The 20,013-nt window shown below is 51.2% G+C and carries 12 protein-coding genes; 4 read left to right on the forward strand and 8 right to left on the reverse strand.

The features are described 5' to 3' along the window. Positions 1–365: 365 nt before the first annotated feature. The 6 genes from LQ229_RS19550 to LQ229_RS19575 form a co-directional block, all read right to left on the reverse strand. Positions 366–1,781 carry a sulfatase gene (locus LQ229_RS19550; RefSeq protein ID WP_230192625.1) on the reverse strand — a complete coding sequence of 472 codons (1,416 nt, stop codon included), beginning with the start codon at positions 1,779–1,781 and terminating at the stop codon, positions 366–368. Between the two features lie 17 nt (positions 1,782–1,798). Next, positions 1,799–5,707 carry a discoidin domain-containing protein gene (locus LQ229_RS19555; RefSeq protein WP_230192626.1) on the reverse strand — a complete coding sequence of 1,303 codons (3,909 nt, stop codon included), beginning with the start codon at positions 5,705–5,707 and terminating at the stop codon, positions 1,799–1,801. A 13-nt stretch (positions 5,708–5,720) separates the two neighbouring features. Further along, positions 5,721–7,676 (reverse strand): heparinase II/III family protein, encoded by a 1,956-nt coding sequence (locus LQ229_RS19560; RefSeq protein WP_230192627.1) that lies wholly within the window; start codon positions 7,674–7,676, stop codon positions 5,721–5,723. A gap of 68 nt (positions 7,677–7,744) precedes the next feature. Further along, positions 7,745–9,334, reverse strand: a complete 1,590-nt coding sequence (locus tag LQ229_RS19565) for an extracellular solute-binding protein (protein WP_230192628.1) — start codon at positions 9,332–9,334, stop codon at positions 7,745–7,747. A 33-nt stretch (positions 9,335–9,367) separates the two neighbouring features. After that, positions 9,368–10,246, reverse strand: a complete 879-nt coding sequence (locus tag LQ229_RS19570; protein ID WP_230192629.1) for a carbohydrate ABC transporter permease — start codon at positions 10,244–10,246, stop codon at positions 9,368–9,370. A 3-nt stretch (positions 10,247–10,249) separates the two neighbouring features. Continuing rightward, positions 10,250–11,245 carry an ABC transporter permease subunit gene (locus LQ229_RS19575; RefSeq protein ID WP_230192630.1) on the reverse strand — a complete coding sequence of 332 codons (996 nt, stop codon included), beginning with the start codon at positions 11,243–11,245 and terminating at the stop codon, positions 10,250–10,252. A gap of 400 nt (positions 11,246–11,645) precedes the next feature. On the opposite strand from LQ229_RS19575, the gene LQ229_RS19580 reads away from it, so the two are divergent. Continuing rightward, positions 11,646–13,898 (forward strand): AraC family transcriptional regulator, encoded by a 2,253-nt coding sequence (locus tag LQ229_RS19580; protein WP_230192631.1) that lies wholly within the window; start codon positions 11,646–11,648, stop codon positions 13,896–13,898. Positions 13,899–14,107: 209 nt separating this feature from the next. Further along, positions 14,108–15,229: a glycoside hydrolase family 88 protein gene (locus LQ229_RS19585; RefSeq protein WP_230192632.1), complete on the forward strand. Its 1,122-nt coding sequence runs from the start codon at positions 14,108–14,110 to the stop codon at positions 15,227–15,229. A 479-nt stretch (positions 15,230–15,708) separates the two neighbouring features. Here the strand turns inward: LQ229_RS19585 and LQ229_RS19590 are convergent, their stop codons facing one another. Further along, positions 15,709–16,551, reverse strand: coding sequence for a helix-turn-helix domain-containing protein (locus LQ229_RS19590; protein ID WP_230192633.1), 843 nt, complete (start codon positions 16,549–16,551; stop codon positions 15,709–15,711). 123 nt (positions 16,552–16,674) lie between these two features. Here LQ229_RS19590 and LQ229_RS19595 point away from each other — a divergent pair, with 123 nt between their 5' ends. Next, positions 16,675–17,694 carry a C45 family peptidase gene (locus LQ229_RS19595; protein WP_230192634.1) on the forward strand — a complete coding sequence of 340 codons (1,020 nt, stop codon included), beginning with the start codon at positions 16,675–16,677 and terminating at the stop codon, positions 17,692–17,694. A 47-nt stretch (positions 17,695–17,741) separates the two neighbouring features. Here LQ229_RS19595 and LQ229_RS19600 read toward each other — a convergent pair whose 3' ends face one another. Next, on the reverse strand, positions 17,742–18,839 hold the full coding sequence (locus LQ229_RS19600) for a beta-eliminating lyase-related protein (protein WP_230192635.1): 1,098 nt from the start codon (positions 18,837–18,839) through the stop codon (positions 17,742–17,744). Positions 18,840–19,080: 241 nt separating this feature from the next. On the opposite strand from LQ229_RS19600, the gene LQ229_RS19605 reads away from it, so the two are divergent. Next, positions 19,081–19,935, forward strand: coding sequence for an NAD(P)-binding domain-containing protein (locus tag LQ229_RS19605; protein ID WP_290370057.1), 855 nt, complete (start codon positions 19,081–19,083; stop codon positions 19,933–19,935). Positions 19,936–20,013 lie beyond the last annotated feature (78 nt).

A 20,013-nucleotide genomic window follows, 5' to 3' on the forward strand; every position in this document is an offset into this window, starting at 1 on the left:
GGTATTGATACACCAAAAAGCTTTCGACCTATGATCTGCCCATATTAATTACCCCAAAAACGGATACAGTTTGCAACTCTATTTTCATTTATGGCGATGGTCGTCAGGCCATGGGGGATTTGTATGATATTTCGTCCCACCTTTGCAGGATCAGGGCTCAAATCGCTCATTGTGTATGAAATTTCGATCATATTCGCCGGACTGCATTCACACGCCGCTCGTTTTGTATGATATTTCGGCTACATTTGTCATGCCTATGCTGATTCATCATCCAAACCCGGTTAAAAATGAACGCAACGCCATTGGATTTGGCATGCATTTACATTACTCGAGCTAGGATCGGAGTTGTCGATTCATGCATTCACTCAACCCTCATACTCACCTTCATAAGGCTCGTCTTCCACAGCAAGCTGCAGCGCGGCCAGTTCCCGCTTCAGGCTGTCGATCACGCCCGCATAGGCGGTATCATGGTAAACATTGTTCATCTCGTAGGGATCGTTCTTCAGATCGAACAACTCCCATTCCGGCGGCCGGCGTTCGTCGAGGGAACCCGTCGTCCCCAGAGCGTCCGCATAATAATAAATCAGTTTGTACTCATGCGTGCGAATGCCGTAATGAGAATAGACGGAATGCTCCTTATCGAGATGCATCCAGTAACGGTAATACATGGACGTCCGCCAATCGTCCGGCGTCTCGCCCTTCCAGATCGGGCGGAAACTTCGGCCCTGCATCTCCGCCGGTACCGCAGCTCCGGCCGCATCCAGAAACGTTGCCGCGAAGTCCACGTTCAGCACCATATCTTTGTTAACGCCGCCCGCCCGTATCTCTTTCGGATATTGAATGAGCAAGGGCATCCGCAACGATTCCTCATACATAAAGCGCTTGTCGAACCAACCGTGGTCTCCCAGGAAAAAGCCTTGATCGGAAGTGTATACGACAATGGTATTGTCCCGAATGCCTTCCGCTTCCAACGTATCGAGCAGAATGCCGACGCTCTCGTCGATCGAAGCGACGCAGCGGAGATAATCTTTGATATAGCGCTGATATTTCCAGCTTTTGACCTGCTCCGGCGTGCTTCCTGCCGGCGGCTCTCCCTTGACGTCCTTGGGCAATAAATCCCGGTCGATCCGCATTCTGGCGGCGCGGGCGGCCTCCGCCCGCGTACTGTAGTCGTCGTGAAACGTGACGGGCTCGGGAATGTCGACATCCTCGTACAGGTCGGCGTACTTGGGCGAAGGCAGCCACGGGCGATGCGGCGCTTTATGATGGCACATCAGCAAGAACGGCTTGGTCTTGTCGCGGCGGCGGATCCAATCGGCGGACATGTCCGTAATGACATCCGTCACATAACCGCCAATCTTCTTCGTCTCCCCCATCTCGATAAATTCCGGATCGAAATAGTCTCCTTGGCCCGGCAGCACGTTCCAATAATCGAATCCGGTCGGATCGGACTTGCCGCCATGGCCCAAATGCCATTTGCCGATGATTGCCGTGGCGTACCCCGCTTGCTGCAGCAGCTTGGTAAAATTCATCATCGTCCCGTCGATGTCGTCGTCGAGCGTCTTCACGCCGTTGATATGATTATAGACGCCCGTCAAGATCGTTGCCCGGCTCGGCGCGCAAATGGAATTGGTGCAGAAGCAATTGTCGAAGCGAATTCCGTTCTCCGCAATGCGGTCGATATTCGGCGTTTGATTGATCGCGCTGCCGTAGCTGCCGATCGCATGCGATGCGTGATCGTCGGACATAATGAACAGAATGTTGGGCTGATTCGTCTTCATCTGATCTACCATCCTTATCATTGCAATTGATAGACGCGAACCTCGGCATAGGAATTCCACTGGTTCACGCTGTTGCCGTGGCCGGTAATGCGGACATATCGCGCCTCGTGCTGTCTCAAATACGTTTTTTCGATATCCAGGCTTTCGCCGCTGCTTGTCCCCGCAAACGCCTTGTACCAGGTTTCGCCGTCCAGCGAAGTTTCGATCTCGAATTTGAAGCTCCGCTCGTTCCCGCGAATAAAGGCGATGCCGACGCTGTTCACGGCTGTCGCTTCCCCGAGGTCGAGCATGATCCATTGATCGCCTTCCGCTCCCCAGTACGTATTGAAATTGCCGTCAATCGCTTTATCTTCCGTATTTCCCTGGTCGGCTTGCGAGCCGCTTGCCGAAACGGCCGCAATCGGCAGTTCGGCCAAACGCTCCTCTTCCCCGTCAAGCGGCGTTAATTTGAAGTTGAAATGGTACACGCTCTTGATCTCGGGACTTTGCCGCGAAGAGACGATCAGCTTCGCGATGCCGGGAACGTCATCCGCCTGAACGGCCTGCACATCGTACAGCGCAGGATCGTAGACCGCTTCCACGACGGGCACGTTCGTACGGTCGAGCGGCAGCAGAATGTCATAGCTGAACGTCTGCTCGTCAAAACGGGCCCAAGGCTCGCCGTCGATGCTGACGCTCTGCAGGACGGGCACGGTCAACTCGCCGTCGGCAATGCTCCACTGGTCGAGCGGAACGCTTGCAAACGAAGTATCCGTATCCTCGATCGCCCCGACGATCGGGATCAACGTCACCGTCAGCCGCATCTCCTTCACATCATCCAGCTTGACGAACAGCTTGCGGATGCCATCGTTCTGATGCTGCTTGGCCGGATTGGGCGATTCCGGCAGCGGCTTGGCGTCCATGACGCCGAATTTCGCCTCGATCGGATGGCCCGATGCATCGCGGGCGTCGCTGTCCAGGCCGACCCACAACTTCTCTCCGCCTTTGGCGAACATCGCCGATTTGCCGTCCTCGCTGACTTGAATGTCGGCTTCCGTATGCATGAACCAGTACGCGGTGGACGGGTTCAAGAAGGAAACCTCGTCCTGAATCGTCGCTCTCGTCCGGTTCGAGGCGAGCATGACGCCCCGCTTCGCCGAGGAGACATGCTTGTTGTACGCCTCCGTCAGATTGGCGATCGCAAACCCGCCAAGCGGCTTGCTTTCCGTCTTCTCGATTTTGGCGAATGCCTTAATATTTTGCTGCGCGCCGCCGTCGGGATTGATGACTAACGTGTTATGCCCCTCCGGATTCAAACGGTAGTAAGTCAAACGTTCCTTCTCGTAATTCGAATAGCCCGGCAGATTGTAATCGTCTTTGCCCAGATCGATCGCCCATTGCTGGCCGAGCGCTTCGAAGACGAAGCTTCCCAGATCGTAATGACCGTGGCTGACGACATTATTGCCCGCCTTCAGCCCAAGGAAGCCGGTGTTGGGATCGTCCCATTTGCTGCGGAACGTCGCCACTTCCGTCCCGCTGAAATATTGGTCCAATTCCAGCGTTTGTCCGGGAAGGTAAGCATTCGGCTCGTACCAGAGCATTTCGAATTCGCTGCCGGCGTTTCTGTATTTGATCTTGTTGTCCAAATGCACGGAGGCTAACAATCGATCCCCGTATTTCTTCGCGATCCATAATTCTTCGGCGGCGATCACCTTGTTGTTCGAGGCGTCCCCGTAGTTCAGCGAGCCTACCGCGCCGCTCAAATAGGTCGGAAAATACGCCGTCTTGCTCAGTCCGGGCGTTTGGTCGTAGCCGTAGCTCGTGCCGAGCGCCGTTTCCAGCGAAGAGATGAAGCGAACAATGTATTCCAGCGTATATTTCCAATAGCTCGGGCCTTCCGCCCATGCTCCGTCCGGGGTGAACTCCAGCAAAATAAAATCTTCAAGCGCGTTGAACGCGACATCCAATATTTTGCCGCCGAATTGCTCCATCGTCACTCGCTCGCCGGACGGCAATACAATTTCCTTGTCGACATCACCGATCGCCATCAAGGCGAGCACGGAAGCCCCGTTGCATACCGCATTCCAATTATTCGTTCTTGGATAGGTGCGAATCCACCATACATTTTTGTTGTACGCCTCTAACGTTTTCACAAGCCCTTTCTCGACGATGGCGTCCTCGAGAATTTGCCGCTGCTCCGGCGTCCAGGCATCGTACAACCAATCGTACGCGATCGCGAGTCCTTCCATAAATTCGGCCGTGTTCAAAAATTCGTTCTCTTCGTTCCAATTCGGGAACTGCGATACCGTATAGACTTCATCCCAGATCCGCTGCTTATATTGTTCTTTCTTGACAGGATCGTCGCTCAGATGGTAGAGCATCCCCAGATTGATCACGAGCGGTCCCACTTGTCTGGAGCCGATCATCCTTCTGCCGTCCGGCAAATCGTCCGTAGGCAGCGCCATGCTGAGATGCTTCTCGCCTTGCTTCTGGATATCCTGATACCATTTGCCGATCGTCGTTTCTCCCGACTGAATCATCGATTTGACACGGTCAAAGTCAGACGAAGTCGCCAATATTCTCGGATGGGACGCGCCGTTGCTCTTCAACCGGGCGATCGCTTCGTCTCCGGCCGGCCGGTCGTAGACGATCTCCTTGATCGCTTCTTCGATATAAAATTTCTCGTTATCCTGCGGTTTGACGCTCTCATCCGCTTTGTCGAGCGCATCGTCGAACGGCATGGCGCTATCGCCGATGACGATGAGCCCTCTGCCTTTATAGTCCGTATACACCTGCTTCTGCAGGATCGTTCCCGCCATGTCCACAGGAACCATGACATCGTCGGAGGTAAACTCGATATGGGAATCGGGGCGCACTTCCCCGCCTATGACCGCATGATTCTTCGTTACCGTAACGTTCTGTCCTTTTGTTTTGACACGCGCGCTCTGCCCATGGACTTCCACGTCAACGCCCAAGGATCGGCCGACAAATCGAAGCGGCACGACGATTATTCCTTCGACTTTCCTCGGTAGGTTCGGCTCGTCGATCGCCCCCGCCATCCTCACATTATCTATCAGCGCGTTCGGGCTGCCCACGACCATCGCCAAAGATCCGGCAAGCCGGTTCTGAACGGAGATGCCAAGATCGTTGTCGAAATCCATCAACGAATCGGGCTTGTTGATCGCCTGCAATTGTTCCATCGTCTTCAGCTCTGTGCCGGAGTACACTCGCATATTGTCCAGCAGCGTCGTGAAGCTTTTGTCGCCGGCGGCGCCCGGCGTCAGGTCGGCTTGCGAAATCCGTTTCGCCCGGACCCGCAAATAGTTGATCCCCGTCGCCCCGTTGCTATTTTTCAACAATACCGAATCGATCTTCTTGACGCCGTCCACATAGACCGAGACCGTTTGCGCATCCGCTCCGAAGTCGATCGCGAAAGACAGCCTGTTCCATTGATTCACGATCAACGGCACTTTGCTGCCTTCCACTTTCAGGACGCCGTCGGCTCCCAAATTGCCAAGCGTAATGCCTTTATTGGCGCTGTCTTTGATTTCGAAAAATTTGCTTCCGTTAGAGTCCAGCGATTTGATATCGAAATCGAAGATGATCTCGCCCGTCAAGTCGTCCGTTCCGAACCGTTTGGCAAGGCCGACATCCGGCTGATCCGCTACGGATTCTTCGATCCGCAGCGCGACGCTGGTCCCGTTCGGAGCCGTATGTTCGTTCCGAAGCGCGCCGCTGGACTTTTTCACGTCCGCGATGCCGGTCATTTCCATTCCGCTTGGCGGCGCGCCGGTCTGGCTATATTGCTCGAAATCTTGCACCAAATAAACGGAAATATCGGATACCGCTGCCCTCGCGGGCATGGCGCCCGCCACTCCGCTCAAACCTATGGCCATGCTTAACAGCAAGCTGATGCGTCGAAACCATGTTCCCCTTGCATTCATCATCTAGTCGCTCCTCTCAAATCGGTTTACGAATGGTTATATCCCTCTCCTTGACCGTGACCTCATAACGTTCGCCGCAGTCCAATTCATAACAGCCGTCGGCGAATGGCCGAATCGATACGGCCGGGGCTTGTCCCCCTTTATATGGCGCAAGCACCGTCACAAAAGTAACCGTTCCGCTGTAAGTCCCTTGGAATCGCACTCTTGTGGACGCTCTCGCCACATCGTTGACGTCGGACAGCCGGCCGGACAGCAAATCCGTCTCGCCCCGCGGCTCCGTATAAATCGCCAGATTGGCAATATCGCTCGCAGCGACGACAGCATCCGCCGCGATCTCTACCTCCGTAAAATCCAAATGGAAGTACCGCTGCACTCCGTTTCGCTCCAGCCCTTCCACCCGATCCGCAATAACGACGAACCGGCGATCGACCAATGCTATATGGCGGTGATGGACAATCGGCTCGTAATTCATATGGTAAGCGCTTGCGATTTGATAGAAGCCTCTGTCTTCCACATTGTAAATTTCTCCGATTTTCTGCGGACCGTATGCGAACGAACCCAAATATTCGAAATGGTCCCTTTCGTCGATCAGGAGCGTGGAATGATAGTTGGCGCTCTTGAACTGTTTGCGGTCTTCATCCTCCCGATAGCAGAAAATGCCGGGATCGCAGACCATATTTTTCCCAAGCGCGGTAAAATCGAAGCTCATCAGATCGATATGGGCATGGAAGTTCTGCACCGGGCTTCTGCATGTGAACAGAAAGCTGAGCGCCTCCGCATCCCAGCCGCTGCGAATAATCGCTTGATGCAAGGTCCGGTTCCAGAACGTCGTCAATTTATCGCACTCGTAATACTTGCCTTGCAGCCCCTCCAAATCTTCATAGAACCGCCGCACATCCAATGCGCGCCACACATGTTTGCTTGCCTCGCTCATGATCTCCCGCATATCGATCAAGTTCGTTGCCAGCCCGAGCCAGGTCATATCGTCTAAGGCCAAATATCCGTACACTCCGCCCATCACGGCCAGATGATTCGCATGGGAATCCCCCACAGGCACGCATTTCCCGGTCGGCCGCAGCGAATAGATGGAATAGTCCAAATTGGTGCGCAACAGCTCCATATACCGGTCCGAGAACTCGAAATGAAACCGCTTGGCCAGGACGACGGCAAGGCCGAACCAGAACATGCAGCCGTTGTGATAGGAAGGGCAGCCTTCGATTTGTCCGCCGTCTTCGGTCAGTTGCGCCAAGGCGCATCGTTCGATCCCGTCGATCGCGAAAGCTTTCCATTCCTCCGCCTCCCGCAGCTCCGGGAAATAAAGCGCCGTCGTCAGAATGCCCAAGCATTCCATCAGAAAATGATTATGATCCGCCTTCGGCCACAGGATCGGCGAGACCTTGCGCAACATCCGAATCTGCTGGCACGCGGCCCACAGGTATTGCTCCAACACTTCTTCGGTAAACAACTCCGTATGTCCCAGATGCTCCAGTACGAGCGGCCACGTCTTATACGCGCGGATGCCGAGTTCCAACGCCCTTAGCGGATGGCATTGCGAGAAATATTCGATCGGATAGTCGATCATCTCTTCCCGAATCCCGACCGTTGCGATCCAATCCAACATTTCTTCGATAACTTTACGCCCGTATTTCTCATCCCGTGTTAAAGAATAGGCTTCCAGCAGATCCTGCCAATGCGTCATGCGGTTCAACTGCCACAGAAACTCGTTGTCATTATGCCTGCGTTCCAGCCAGCAAGGCGGATTGCCGACGAATTCGCGCACGCCGCCCGTACCCGGAAGCTTGAGCATGCCCCGGTACGCTTCCTCCGCACTGGCAATCGTCGCTTGCACGAGCTCCGGCATGTTGTCCGCAATATACTTGCTCTTCGCCGCTATCGGCTCCAATCGCGATCGCAGGTTGGCCAACAACTCGCCCGTCGGGATCGGCTCTTTCAACAAAGCTTGTATATTCATCTTCGTTTCTCCTTCGAGGCGGAAAGGCTGCAGCGCTTGATCGTTCTGCAGCCCGTTCGCTTATTCCTCTATTGCTTCATTTCCGCCATGTACCGGTCGTAAGCGGCCTGGTTAATTTCCACCAATTGGCGCGCACCGAGCTTCTCGAGTTCTTTTACAAATGCCGCATGATTCACCGGCTTCGCGCCAAGAATCCATTGCTGTCTCGTTTCCACAATATATGTCTCGACTTTAGGAAGAATCTTCTGAATTTCCTTCTGCTCTTCATTCGTAAATTTCAGAACAGGATATTTCTCCATAAATACATTCTTTTCTTTATACGCGTTAATGCCTTCCGTTGCCAAAGGCAGCGTCCATTGCTCTTCATAGAAGTAATCCTGCTGGAAGCCGAAGTTGGATTGGGCTCCCGTCTGGCGAATGACATCGACAGGCGCTTTGTCGGACTTCAATACTTTATCGGTGAAGATCGGCTTGCCGTCGACCATCGTGTACGTGTCGCCTTCGATGCCGAAATTCGCCATCCGTCTGCCTTCTTCGGTAAACCAGAAGTCAAAATATTTGATCGTGGCAACCGGATCCGGATTGCTGTGCGCGATGCCCCAGCCGTAATTTTTGGCGCGGTCCCGCTTGGAAGGCTCCTTCACGACGCCGTTCACATCCGCCGGCGGCAGCATCGGATCGAAGCGGAAGCCCGGAATTTTGCTCTCAAGCTGTTCGTTGTAGTTGCCCGTCGAAGCGAAGAAGTCATGCGTCAACCCGCCTACGTTATCCGCAAGCAGAATATCTCTCGCCTTGCTTCCGCGAGTGAAGATCTCTTTATCGATGAGTCCTTCTTTATACCACTTCGCCATATTTTCCATCGCAACGCCGTATTCCGGCTCGAGCGGTCCGTAGACAACTTTATTGTCGAATGCCCGATAATCCGGATATGCATTCCAGAGCGCCATGAGGCCTTCAATGCCGATCGTTGTATTGCGGTGGAAAAATCCGACCTCGTCCTTCTTGTTATTGCCGTTCGGATCTTGCGTCACGAACGCTGTCAGCACATCATGCAGCTCGTCCACCGTTTTCGGTTCCGGAAGCCCCAATTTCTCCAGCCAATCTTTGCGGATAAACCAGCCTTTCTCGGCTTCTCCGTCCGCGATAAACGGGATAAACCAAATATTGCCGTCGTTATCGGACGCTGCGCTTCGGACATCCGGGTTATCCTCCATAAACTTCTTCAGATGAGGAGCATGCTCGTCGATCAAATCATTGAGCGGCAGGAACGCTCCCTCCGGACCGTATTGCAGGAAATCTTTGGACAGCGCTTGCATAATATCCGGCAGCGAACCCGACGCCATAACGATGCTGAACGTTTCGCTGAAATCGGATACCGTACTCGGCAACGTTCCTTCCAGCGTGATGTTGGTCATTTCCGCCGCTTTTACGAAGATCGGCCAATCGTTTTTAAATACGCCCGAATCTTTCGTCCCCATATGTACCGTTAATTTCAGCGGCTTCTCCGAAGCCAGGTACGGATTTTCGCTTTCTTGCGCTTGCGCCGCCGAATCGGCTTGAGCCGGACCGGCATCCTTCGACCCTGTCGAACAACCGGCCAGAACCCCCGCCAAAACTGTTGTTGCCGCGAATAGACTAACGATTTTTTTCCATCCCATGAGACGTACACCCCGCATTTTAATATTGTATATTTAGCCTTTGACGGCTCCTACCAACATGCCTTTAATAAAATATTTCTGAATATACGGATAGACAAGCACGATCGGTATAATCGAGACTACGATTGTAGCATAAGTGACGGTTTCCGCCGATACGGTGGACGTAAAATCCAACGCGGCCGCAAATTCCGATTGCAGGTCGTTTTCGACGATCATCTTTTTCAATAACACTTGAAGCGGAATTTTGTCCATATCTTTCAGCATGATCATCGACCAAAAGTAGCCGTTCCATTTCTCGATCGCGTAGAATAAACCGACGGTCGCCAAAGCAGGCTTCACCAGCGGCAAGAACACTTTGATCAATACTTGCAAATCGTTGCCGCCGTCTACTTTCACCGATTCTTCCAATTCGGCCGGAATGGCCTCGAAGCTTGTGCGCAACAGAATGACTTTGAAGGCGTTGCAGGCGAAAGCGATCACTATGCCTGTCCGCGTATTTAACAATCCCAAATCTCTCAGCGTCAGATAGAACGGAATCATGCCGGCATCGAACCATAGCGTCAATGTGACGAAGATCGTAAACCATTTCCTTCCTCGCAATCGGCTCTTCGACAGCGCGTATGCGCCGCAAATGGTGAAGAACATCGATACCGCCGTCCCGGCAACGGTATAGAAGATCGTGTTGGCATATGCCAACCAGATTTGCGGATTGCCCAATACCTGCTTGTAGGCGTCGAAGGTAAAGCCTTTGGGAAACAGAAGCACCTTGCCCGTCACGACGTTATACGGCATACTGATGGAGGCGGATAACACGTAAATGAACGGGTACAGCGCCGCGATCGCCATCAAAGCCAACAAAATATTGTTAATGATCTTAAATACTTTCTCTCCTCTGGATTCAATCACTCTCATCACCTACCATAAGCCTGCATCCGTTACTTTCTTGCTAATCTTGTTTGCAGCAATGACCAGAACCAAAGCTACGATGGAGTTGAACAAACCTACGGCGGTCGCAAAGTCGTATCTGCCGTCGACAAGCCCCGAACGGTACACATAGGTGCTGATGACATCCGCTTTCTCGTAAGTTGCCGGCTGATAGAGCAGAATAATCGTCTCGTAGCCGACGCTCAGCAAGCTGCCGATCTTCATAATGAACATCACCACAATGGTAGGCAGGATGCCCGGCAGCGTAACATGCATAATCTGTTTGAACTTGCTCGCCCCGTCCATTTTGGCCGCTTCGTACAGCTGCGTATCGATCCCGGCAATCGCCGCGATAAAGACGATGGAAGCGAACCCCGTTTCTTTCCAAAGATTCATGACGGTATAGATTCCCCGGAAATAATCGGGATTGGTTAGAAAATAAATTTTCTCCATTCCGAACTTTTCCAGAATAAGGTTGATCAACCCGCTTTCCGGCGCCAGGAAGGTGGTAACGATCCCGGCTATGACCACGACCGATACGAAATGAGGCAAGTAAGTAAGCGTTTGCACTATTTTCTTGAAGCCCTGCCGCGTCACTTCGCTAATCATGATGGCTAATATAATTTGTGCCGGAAAACAAATGATTAGGCCGTATAAGCTAATGATGACGGTGTTGGTGAATACTCTCATAAAGTATTCGCTTCCAATAAACTCGGTAAAGTACTCGAACCCGATCCATTCGCTGGCGGCAATGCCTTTAAATAAGCTGAAGTCTTTAAAGGCAATTTGGATGCCCCACATCGGAAAATATTTAAAAATCAGGAACCAGAGCAGGAACGGTATGAGCAAATAGTATAGTATGCGGTCTCTGTATATATCTTTTTTCAGTTCAATGAAATACGCTTTCACGTCCCGTTTCGGCTTCGCCTTTTTTCCCCTTTTGAATTTCGCGGGTTTGGCGGGAGCGGCGATATTGCTCATATTCATGTCTCACCTCCTGCAGTTTGATACGGCTGATCGTTCTTTGCTCTGCCTTACCCGAATCGTACCCAAGATGCCGCGAAAGGTATATGTCGAATATTTGTGATGATGTTCGTTTTTTGCCTGATGACCGAAAACGGCGACGCCGCGTGAAAATCGAATGAAGACAAAAAATCGATATTCAGGGACGCCACCGGCAAATAAAGCGCTTTCTATCAAGCGTTTACAGGAAGTCAAAAAATGAGTATCGGGCCCGTTTGTAAAATTTTGATCTAACAGGAAAACGAAAAAGTGATGTAGACTGATACAAAGAGGCTTACAAATATGCATTGATCGTTAACATCATTAGCAATTCATATTGTTAATTACTGAAAGCATTTTCATGATGATCGAAGGGGAGTAGCGAATGATGGTAAAGAGGAAGTTTTTGTACAAAATGCTGACCTTATTTGTCGTGATTGTCCTGTTATATTCGGCGATCACCTCATCCATCATCTTTTATAAAAGCTATGAAATGTCCGATGCGCAAAACAATCACAGCCGCCTATTATATATCGATCAGAACAGCAATTACGCGGACTTCAAGTTCCGCATCGCGATGGAATTCGTATACAAGGCGTCGACGCTGCAAAGCCTGATCGATTACCGCTATAGCGACGGCACCAATTATCTGTATATTGCGAACCTGTACAACGACCTGCTCGATCAATTGCAAGGCTTCGGCCAGCTAGGGTTCACGTTAGGCATTACGAAGCTGACGGATAATCTGGTCATTACGGCTGCCGGAACGTTCAGCATTAAAGATTATTTGAATGAGCTTGGCATACAGGCGGAAGCGCTGGACCGCTTCCGGAACTTGCAAGACGAATCGCTCGCGTCGAACACCTATATCGTTCCGCAAGCGATGTCCAAATCGCCCGGGAAAATCGTAATGATCCACCAGACGGTCAATTCCAAGCTCGATCCTTTATACTTTTTTATCGTTATGGACAGCGTCTCTTTGCTGCCCCGAACGGTTGACAACCCGCAAGGCAATTTCTATCTGTACACCGACGAGATCGTCGGTTCGTATCTACATAACGAAGAGCTTGATCCGGCGATTTTAGCCCGAATCGAGTCCATGAACGAGCGGGAAGATTTAAACCATGTGAGACTCGGTTCCACCGTCAATTATATTCATCATTCGAAGGCGATACCGAATCTCACCTATATTTATTCCAGCGAAATGACGTCATTCGGAGCGATCTTTCGCGAAATATGGAAGACGGCGCTGTTTCCCAGCATGCTCTTGCTGGTGTTCGGCATCGCGCTCGCATACATGGCGACCAGGTCGAGCTATAAACCGATTCGGCAATTGCTTCAATTTCTGGACGAACACAGAGGATCGAATGCCGCCGTGTCCAACGACGGGCATGCGCACCAAACCCATGAACTGGCTTACATCCAGTCCAGTATCGAGCAAGTCTATTCCATCAACCACGCCTTGCAGAATAAGCTGGATCATTCCATCGTCCATTTGCGGGAAGATTTCTTTCGCAAGGCGATATACGGCATTGCCAGCGAGGAATGGATTCGCGAGAATTTGTCCGCGCTGCAATTGGAGCGGTTCCAGGACGAGTTGAGACTGGCGCTGTTGGAGTGCGAAGGCATGGATACGCTGCATAAGACGATGCCCGTTCCGAACCTGTCCTTTCTGTTCGATACGATGATCAAGGAGTTGCGGGGAGATCGCGAGGATTACTTTGTTTTGCCGCTGGACAAAAACAAATACTGCATTATTTTCCATCGCGTTTCCTCCGAGGACGTCAAGCAAGCGGCGGAGAGCGTGATTGCAACGATCGAAAAGGATCTGTCGCTCGATATAACGGCATACATATCCGAGACGTACCGGCTGGACGAATTGACTTCCGCCCTGCAGGAGCTGCTTCGGCTCAGCAACTACCAGTATGCGGCCGCAAGCAAGGTGCTTACCTCGGAATGCGTGAAGGATCTTGAAGAAACGGTTTGGCATTATCCGCTCGAGACGGAAACATGCCTGATTAATTACGTCAATTCGAATGATCTGGGGAAAGCTTACGAACTGCTGAGGGATGTGCTCGATAAAAACGTAAACCATTCGGCGCCGAGCCCGGCGAATCTGTCGAATTTGAAGCATTCGTTCTTAACCACCTTTAAACGATGCTTGAACGCGAACGGAAAAACGTTGAATCAATTCGTAAGAGAGTATCCCGATCAGTTGGATCAGTTTATGGAAGTCCCCGTTTCGAAGTTTACGGAGAAGACGTTCACGTTGTTCGAGTTGATCTTCAATTATTGCAACAAGGACAAGTTCAGCCTGGAAAGCTCCACCGCTTCCCAGATCTTTATTTATATCCATCAGCATTTCGATCGGGATTTATCGTTGACGGATATCGCGAGTCATTTCAATTTGTCCGAAAGCTATGTCAGCAAGCTGTTGAAAAATTCGCTCGACATTAACTTCAAGCAATATGTCAATTCGCTCAAGGTAAAGAGAGCGAAAGAACTATTCAATCAGGGCAATTATAAAGTTCATGAAGTTGCGGCGATCGTCGGATGCAATAATACGAACACGTTCATTCGCATTTTCAAGCAATATATCGGCGTATCGCCCGGAGAGTATGTCAAAAGCCTGGGGTAGCGCGATACGAAAGCGAATCACGATTTTTTGCCGGCATATCGAATTTATCGTTTTCCGGTCCAAACCGCCCGCTTTAGTATCATTTTTCGCGATGATCACAAATAGTGGGGATAGGCTTCTCCTTCTGTGCGGACTACAATGAAACCGTAATCATTCGTAATCATTGTATGAACCCGACCTTAGATGATTAAACGAGAGGAGCGTAACCAATGGACCGTCACCCGGAATGGCTGCATGACGCATATCGGAAATCGATTCGGAAGATCGGTGCCGTAAGCAAAAAAATAGGTGCGGGTTTTCCGCACGTATGCTTGAATGGAGATTATAATTGCGAAGACGCTTCCTTCTGGACCTCCGGATTTTGGGGAGGCTTGCTCTGGCTGGCCTTTCGCGAAACGAAAGAGGAGTCTTTGAGGGAATTAGCGGAGCAGATCGAACAAAAGCTGAACGTTCCGCTGCATGACTTTTACGATATTCATCACGATGTCGGATTTATGTATTTGCCGACGGCTGTCGCAAACTACCGGCGGACAGGCAATGAGGCGTCCCGGAGATCGGGCCTGATCGCGGCAAGCCATTTGGCGGGACGCTTCAATCTGAAGGGACAATTCATTCGGGCATGGACGGATCGCGTTGACCCGAACAGCACCGGATGGGCCATTATCGATTGCCTTATGAATTTGCCGCTGCTGTTCTGGGCGGCGCAGGAAGATCGCGATCCCCGCTTCCGGCATATCGCCGTGGCGCATGCGGATACGGTGCTCAAACATTTTGTAAGAGAGGACTGGACCGTCCCTCATATCGTAAGCTTCGATCCGGAGACGGGAGAGAAGATCGAGAACCTTGGCGGCCAAGGGCTCGGGCCGGATTCCGCATGGTCGCGGGGACAAGCGTGGGCTATTTACGGCTTTGCCATTGCGGCGCGTGAAACCGGCAAGCGCGAATATGCAACCGCCGCCAAAAATATCGCGAATTACTTTTTGTCCCATCTTCCCGAAGACCGGGTCCCTTATTGGGACTTCCGGACGGCGGACAAAGACAAGTTTGTCAGGGATTCGACGGCATCCGCCTGCACGGCAAGCGGGCTGCTCGAGTTAAGCGCGTTGCTCGACGATGAAGCCGAACAAGCCTTCTACTATGAGTGCGCCTTGGACATCCTTAAAGGATTGTACGACAATTATGCCGATTTCAGCGACCGTCAGGATGCCATTCTGACGAAAGGGACGGTATCCTATCCCGTCAACAAGCATGTCAATGTGCCGATCATTTACGGCGATTATTACTTCGTGGAAGCGCTGGCCAAATTGCACGGTCATCCGGGGCTGTTCTAGCTAGAAGAGATGCCTCCCTGCGTTTCGCAGGCGATTCGCGCGGCGCTCTTGTTTGGCGCTAAAGAAACTCACAATCCTTATTGGGCTCAAAATGAAGACGTTCCCGTCCCAACGAAAGTACGGATCGTTATTCATTGGAAATCGGCGGTTTTACCGCCTTTTTCCCCTCATTAGCGTGTTATAGTTTCGTTACACCAGCGACAAGATAATTTACAGGCTATTAGCGTGTGTACGTTTCGTTAGCCCGCCCGACGAGCCGTCAACCGCTGCGGTATGATGAAATTGGCTCATCATGCAGTTATGTTTATCAAAATGGGGTAGTACGAGCTTTGTTACGGCTACGGCCCGAAACGATGTGCACTTTTGCAGGCTTTCCGGAGCGCCCTGCCTCCTTCTCTTCCCGCGACTGGAAGCTACACGGAAGAAGCGGGCCTCCGGGGAAGCCGCATGCAACAACCCCTCGGATTCCATTCTTTCAGTCATCCCGAAACCGGCACATAAATGAGAATTCCGGAGTCCGTCCGATCGACTTCGACGAATCGCTCTCCGTAATACTCAAAATCAAATACGCCGTTCAATCGGTGCGTGTTGCGGGTAAACCATGTTCCATAAATATAGCGATAAGTTAACGGCAATTTCTCTACGCTTCCCCGATGCTCGAATACGATGTAAGTCCCTTCCGGAATCGTGAATGGCTCCTGTTCCTCCGCCGCCTCGATATGTTCCGCCTCCGCAGCCGCCAAATAGGTATACGTCGCGTCGAATTCCATGCTATCGTCGTATCGAACGATGCCGAACTTGTCTGTTTGCTTGTTCCGGCAGTTCTTCCACAATCGGTTCCAGCAATCGTAAATATGCTCGACCGAACCGCTTCTGGCCGAATAGCCTCTCACGATTTTTTCGTCAAGGACAACCTGCCCTGCCGCCTCGGCTTCAAGCTGTTGAATATGATCAAGGTATTCTGCCTTCAGTACATCCATCATCAAATTAGGCGGAATGCGGCCCGAGCCTCTCCATTCGTTCGGCAAGACGCCAAACCTTGCCTTAAACGCCCTTGTAAACGTTTCATGCGATTCAAATCCATACATATACGAAACGTCGATAATCCGATAGTTTGTCCTGCGCAGGGTCTTCGCCGCTTCCGTTAATTTTCTGGCCGCAACGTATTGCCCTACCGTATGGTTGGTCACTTGATGAAACAGCCTTTGAAAATGAAACTTCGAATACCCTATATGGCCCGCAATCTCGTCAACATTCGTTTTTTGGCCGAGCCTTTTCTCAATATAGCGCACTGCTTCCATCATGCGTTCTACATACTCCATCGAAGATCCTCCGAACGATACGATTTCTGGGTGGTACATTGTAGCATCATTCGTCAAAATGATGCAGATTTCCTCCCTTATAATTGAAACAATCAAGCCATTATGAAAAGGAGTGAACTCCCGATGTATCACCCTCGTTTGCAAGGCACTCATTTCGATATGGGGTATAAGTATGGAAGTTTGATGTACAAAAAAGGGGTACGGTTCGAGTCCGTGATCTCTTTAAGCGAAGAACAGTTCGAGTTCGGGGTGGAATCTTTGGCGGCCTGCAAGGCCTGCTATCCGGAAATTACAGAGGAGATAAGGGGGATGGCCGAAGGGGCGCGTTATCCGTTCGAAGCCTTTGCCGCTTTTCTATTCAACATGGGGGTTGTCGGCGATGCGTACGGCTGCGCTTGTTTTTGCTTTCAACGGGGGAACGACATTGTCTTCGCGCGCAATCACGATATGTTCTTCGATTACAAAAAAACGACGGAAAGCTGCCTATATCGGCCAAGCGGCGGTTATACGTTTCTGGGCCAAGGGGACGCTCTGATCGGCAAGGAAGACGGCGTCAACGAGCGTGGCCTGGCGGTCGGCATGACCTTTGTCGCTTCCACACGCGCCAAGCCCGGATTGAACTTTTTGTTCATTGTCCGCTGCTTGCTGGAAAAAGCGGGGACGGTCGACGAAGCGATCGACCTGCTTCGCTCCTTGCCAATATCCACGGCTCAAAACATCGTCCTGGCGGATAAAAACGGGGATATGGCCGTAGTTGAATGTTGCTCGCAAGGAATCGCCGTAAGAAGACCGGTCAACGGAGAGAATTTCATTATCGCGACCAATCAATTCATCGATTCGTCCATGACTCCATGGGATCATCGTCCCGAACCGGACTGGTACTCGACCCAAACCCGTTACCGCAACGTTTATCAATCCTTGCTGGAATCCGCAACGGCGGATTCGCTGCAGCTCGCTCAGGATATTCTATCCGGCAAATGCGGTTTTATGTGCCAGTACAAAAAAGAGCTGCGATTCGACAGTCTATGGTCTTTCGTCGTCAGATTGAACGATCTGGAGATCCGGAGAGCGGAAGGAAATCCCGGCAAGACGAAATTTGTGAACGATACTCGCCTCAACTGGGCGATGGAGAAGAGCGGGTAGCCGCGACTGCAAGCAGCACGCTCGGATAAAGCCGCTAACCTGTCTCGTTAGCGGCCTCTTTCTCCTAGCTTCTCATCCAACATTTGCAGAGCCAATTTCAATTGATCTTTCGGCAAGTTGGCATATGAATCCCCTATACTGATTTCATACGAACAGCTCTTCTCGTCGTTTTGGTGCAAGTAAGAAGTTAAGCCGATGCCCGTTTCCTCATATATACTTATTAATATTGGTTCAAGCTGTTCTCTCGGCAGATCGATATGGACATGAAACATATTGGACACGGGCTCCACGGGCTTCGTAACGACGCCGTAACATTGATTGTACAAGCCGGCAAGTTCTTGGGCGTGATGATAGTACTGATCCATCTTCTGAATTCTTAGCTTAAAATAGTAATCGGCGCTTACGATATAAGGATAAAGGCTGATTAAATCTCCGCCATACCGTCTTTTCCACACCTTGGATTCCTGTATAAGCGGTTCCTCTCCGGCCAGAACGGCTCCCGCAATGCCGCCAATCCCTTTATAAAACGATACGTAAACGGAATCAAACAGCCGGCAAATTTCCGCCGCCGATTTATTATAGTACGGCGTGATCTCAAACAGCCTCGCCCCGTCCAGATGCAATTTGATTCCTTGCTCGCGGCAGTAAGCCGAGATCGCTTCAAGCTCCCGGTAATCGGGCAATTGCCCGCCGATCTCCCGCTGAGGCAACTCAAGCAATAGACAGGCGACATCCTCCCGCATATTCATGACATCTTCCAACGTGATCAATCTCGTCTTGTCGGCAAGCAGAATCGGTTCGATCCGATGCAGCTCTTTCAGGCCGTCCTCTTCATGAATTTCCAAATGACATAACGGATGGTACGCTACCCGCCTCAGCCCTTGTCGATCGCACCACATCCGCAAAGCGATTTGTTGCGCCATCGTTCCGCTCGGAAAGAATACGGCCGCCTCTTTCCCTACATAATTCGCCATCCTTCTTTGAAAGTCTTCGATGAGCTCGCCTTTGCCGTAGATATCGCTTTCCACACTCCCGTCGATATCCTCAAACGCTTCCTGCAAAACGCGAACGTTCCTTTTTCCGTTTCCGCCTACCGGGTAAAGCGCCTGTTTAAAGGCGGCAGATAAAGTCATGTTGTCGTCCATCCTGCGGCATCCCCTTTCCACGTTGAAATTGAAGCCCTATCAGCCCAACATAGCTTATCCTGAGCGTAGAGTATTCTGTTTATTTAAATTCATAGTTGACTATAACACTAGTGTCACAGTTTTAAAATAAGCCTGTAACATACTTGAAAGGAGACAGTTGTATGAAAAATAATGAATACAATGTGAGTAAAAAATCCGGTAATGTGACAGGTGTAAGATCTGATACCGACACCGTACAGCAGTGACAGTCATTGGCCTAGGTCCTATGGGCAGGGCGCTGGCCGGTGCGTTCCTAAAAAATGGCCACCCAACAACGGTATGGAACCGCTCTGCAGAGAAGGCCGACGAGCTTGTTGCACAAGGAGCGGCCAAGGCTGATACGGTTGCTGATGCGATCTTGGCAAGTCCTCTGGTGATTGTCTGTGTACTGGACTATAACGTTGTACACTCAATTCTTAAGCATGCAGGAGATGCTTTGAAGGGCAGAACCTTGGTGAATCTTACTGGCGGCTCTCCTAGTTGGGCAAGAGAGATGGCTGAATGGGCAGCCAAGGGTGACATTGACTATCTTGATGGATCCATCATAGTCCCAACCATTGGAGAGTCATCAGCATCTATCCTGTACAGTGGACCTGAGGATGTCTATCAAACCCATCAGACGACACTAGCAAGTCTGGGTGGCACATCTACACATCTTGGTAAGGACCCAGGCCTTGCAGCGGCTTACGATACAGCATTACTCGATATCTTTTGGACGTCAATGATCGGCTACGTACATGCCCTTGCTCTCGCCAGAGCGGAGAACATCTCTGTGATAGACCTAGTGCCGTATGCCCAGGGAATTGTAGGTATGATGCCTGACGTCATGTCCGTGTTCGCACATCAAGTCGAAAGCGGGCAGTATCCAGGTGAAGAGTCCAACATCACTTCGACTGCCGCAGTATTGGAAAACCTTATTCACACCTCCAAAACCCTTAATCTCGACGTAGGAGTACTGAACGCTGCAAAGGCAACCGTCCAGCACGCGATAGACTTGGGTTATGGTGCTAATGACTTCTCACGACTGACTGAAGTCATTAAGAAGTCATCTATGTAACCTGTTCGTAACTGTATTCACTGGGAGGGTCCAGAACGTTGATTTGACTGGTACCCTCCACAACCAGCGAGAAAATCC

Origin of the sequence: Paenibacillus sp. CECT 9249 (genome assembly GCF_918697855.1) — a bacterium.
GTDB lineage: Bacteria > Bacillota > Bacilli > Paenibacillales > Paenibacillaceae > MSJ-34.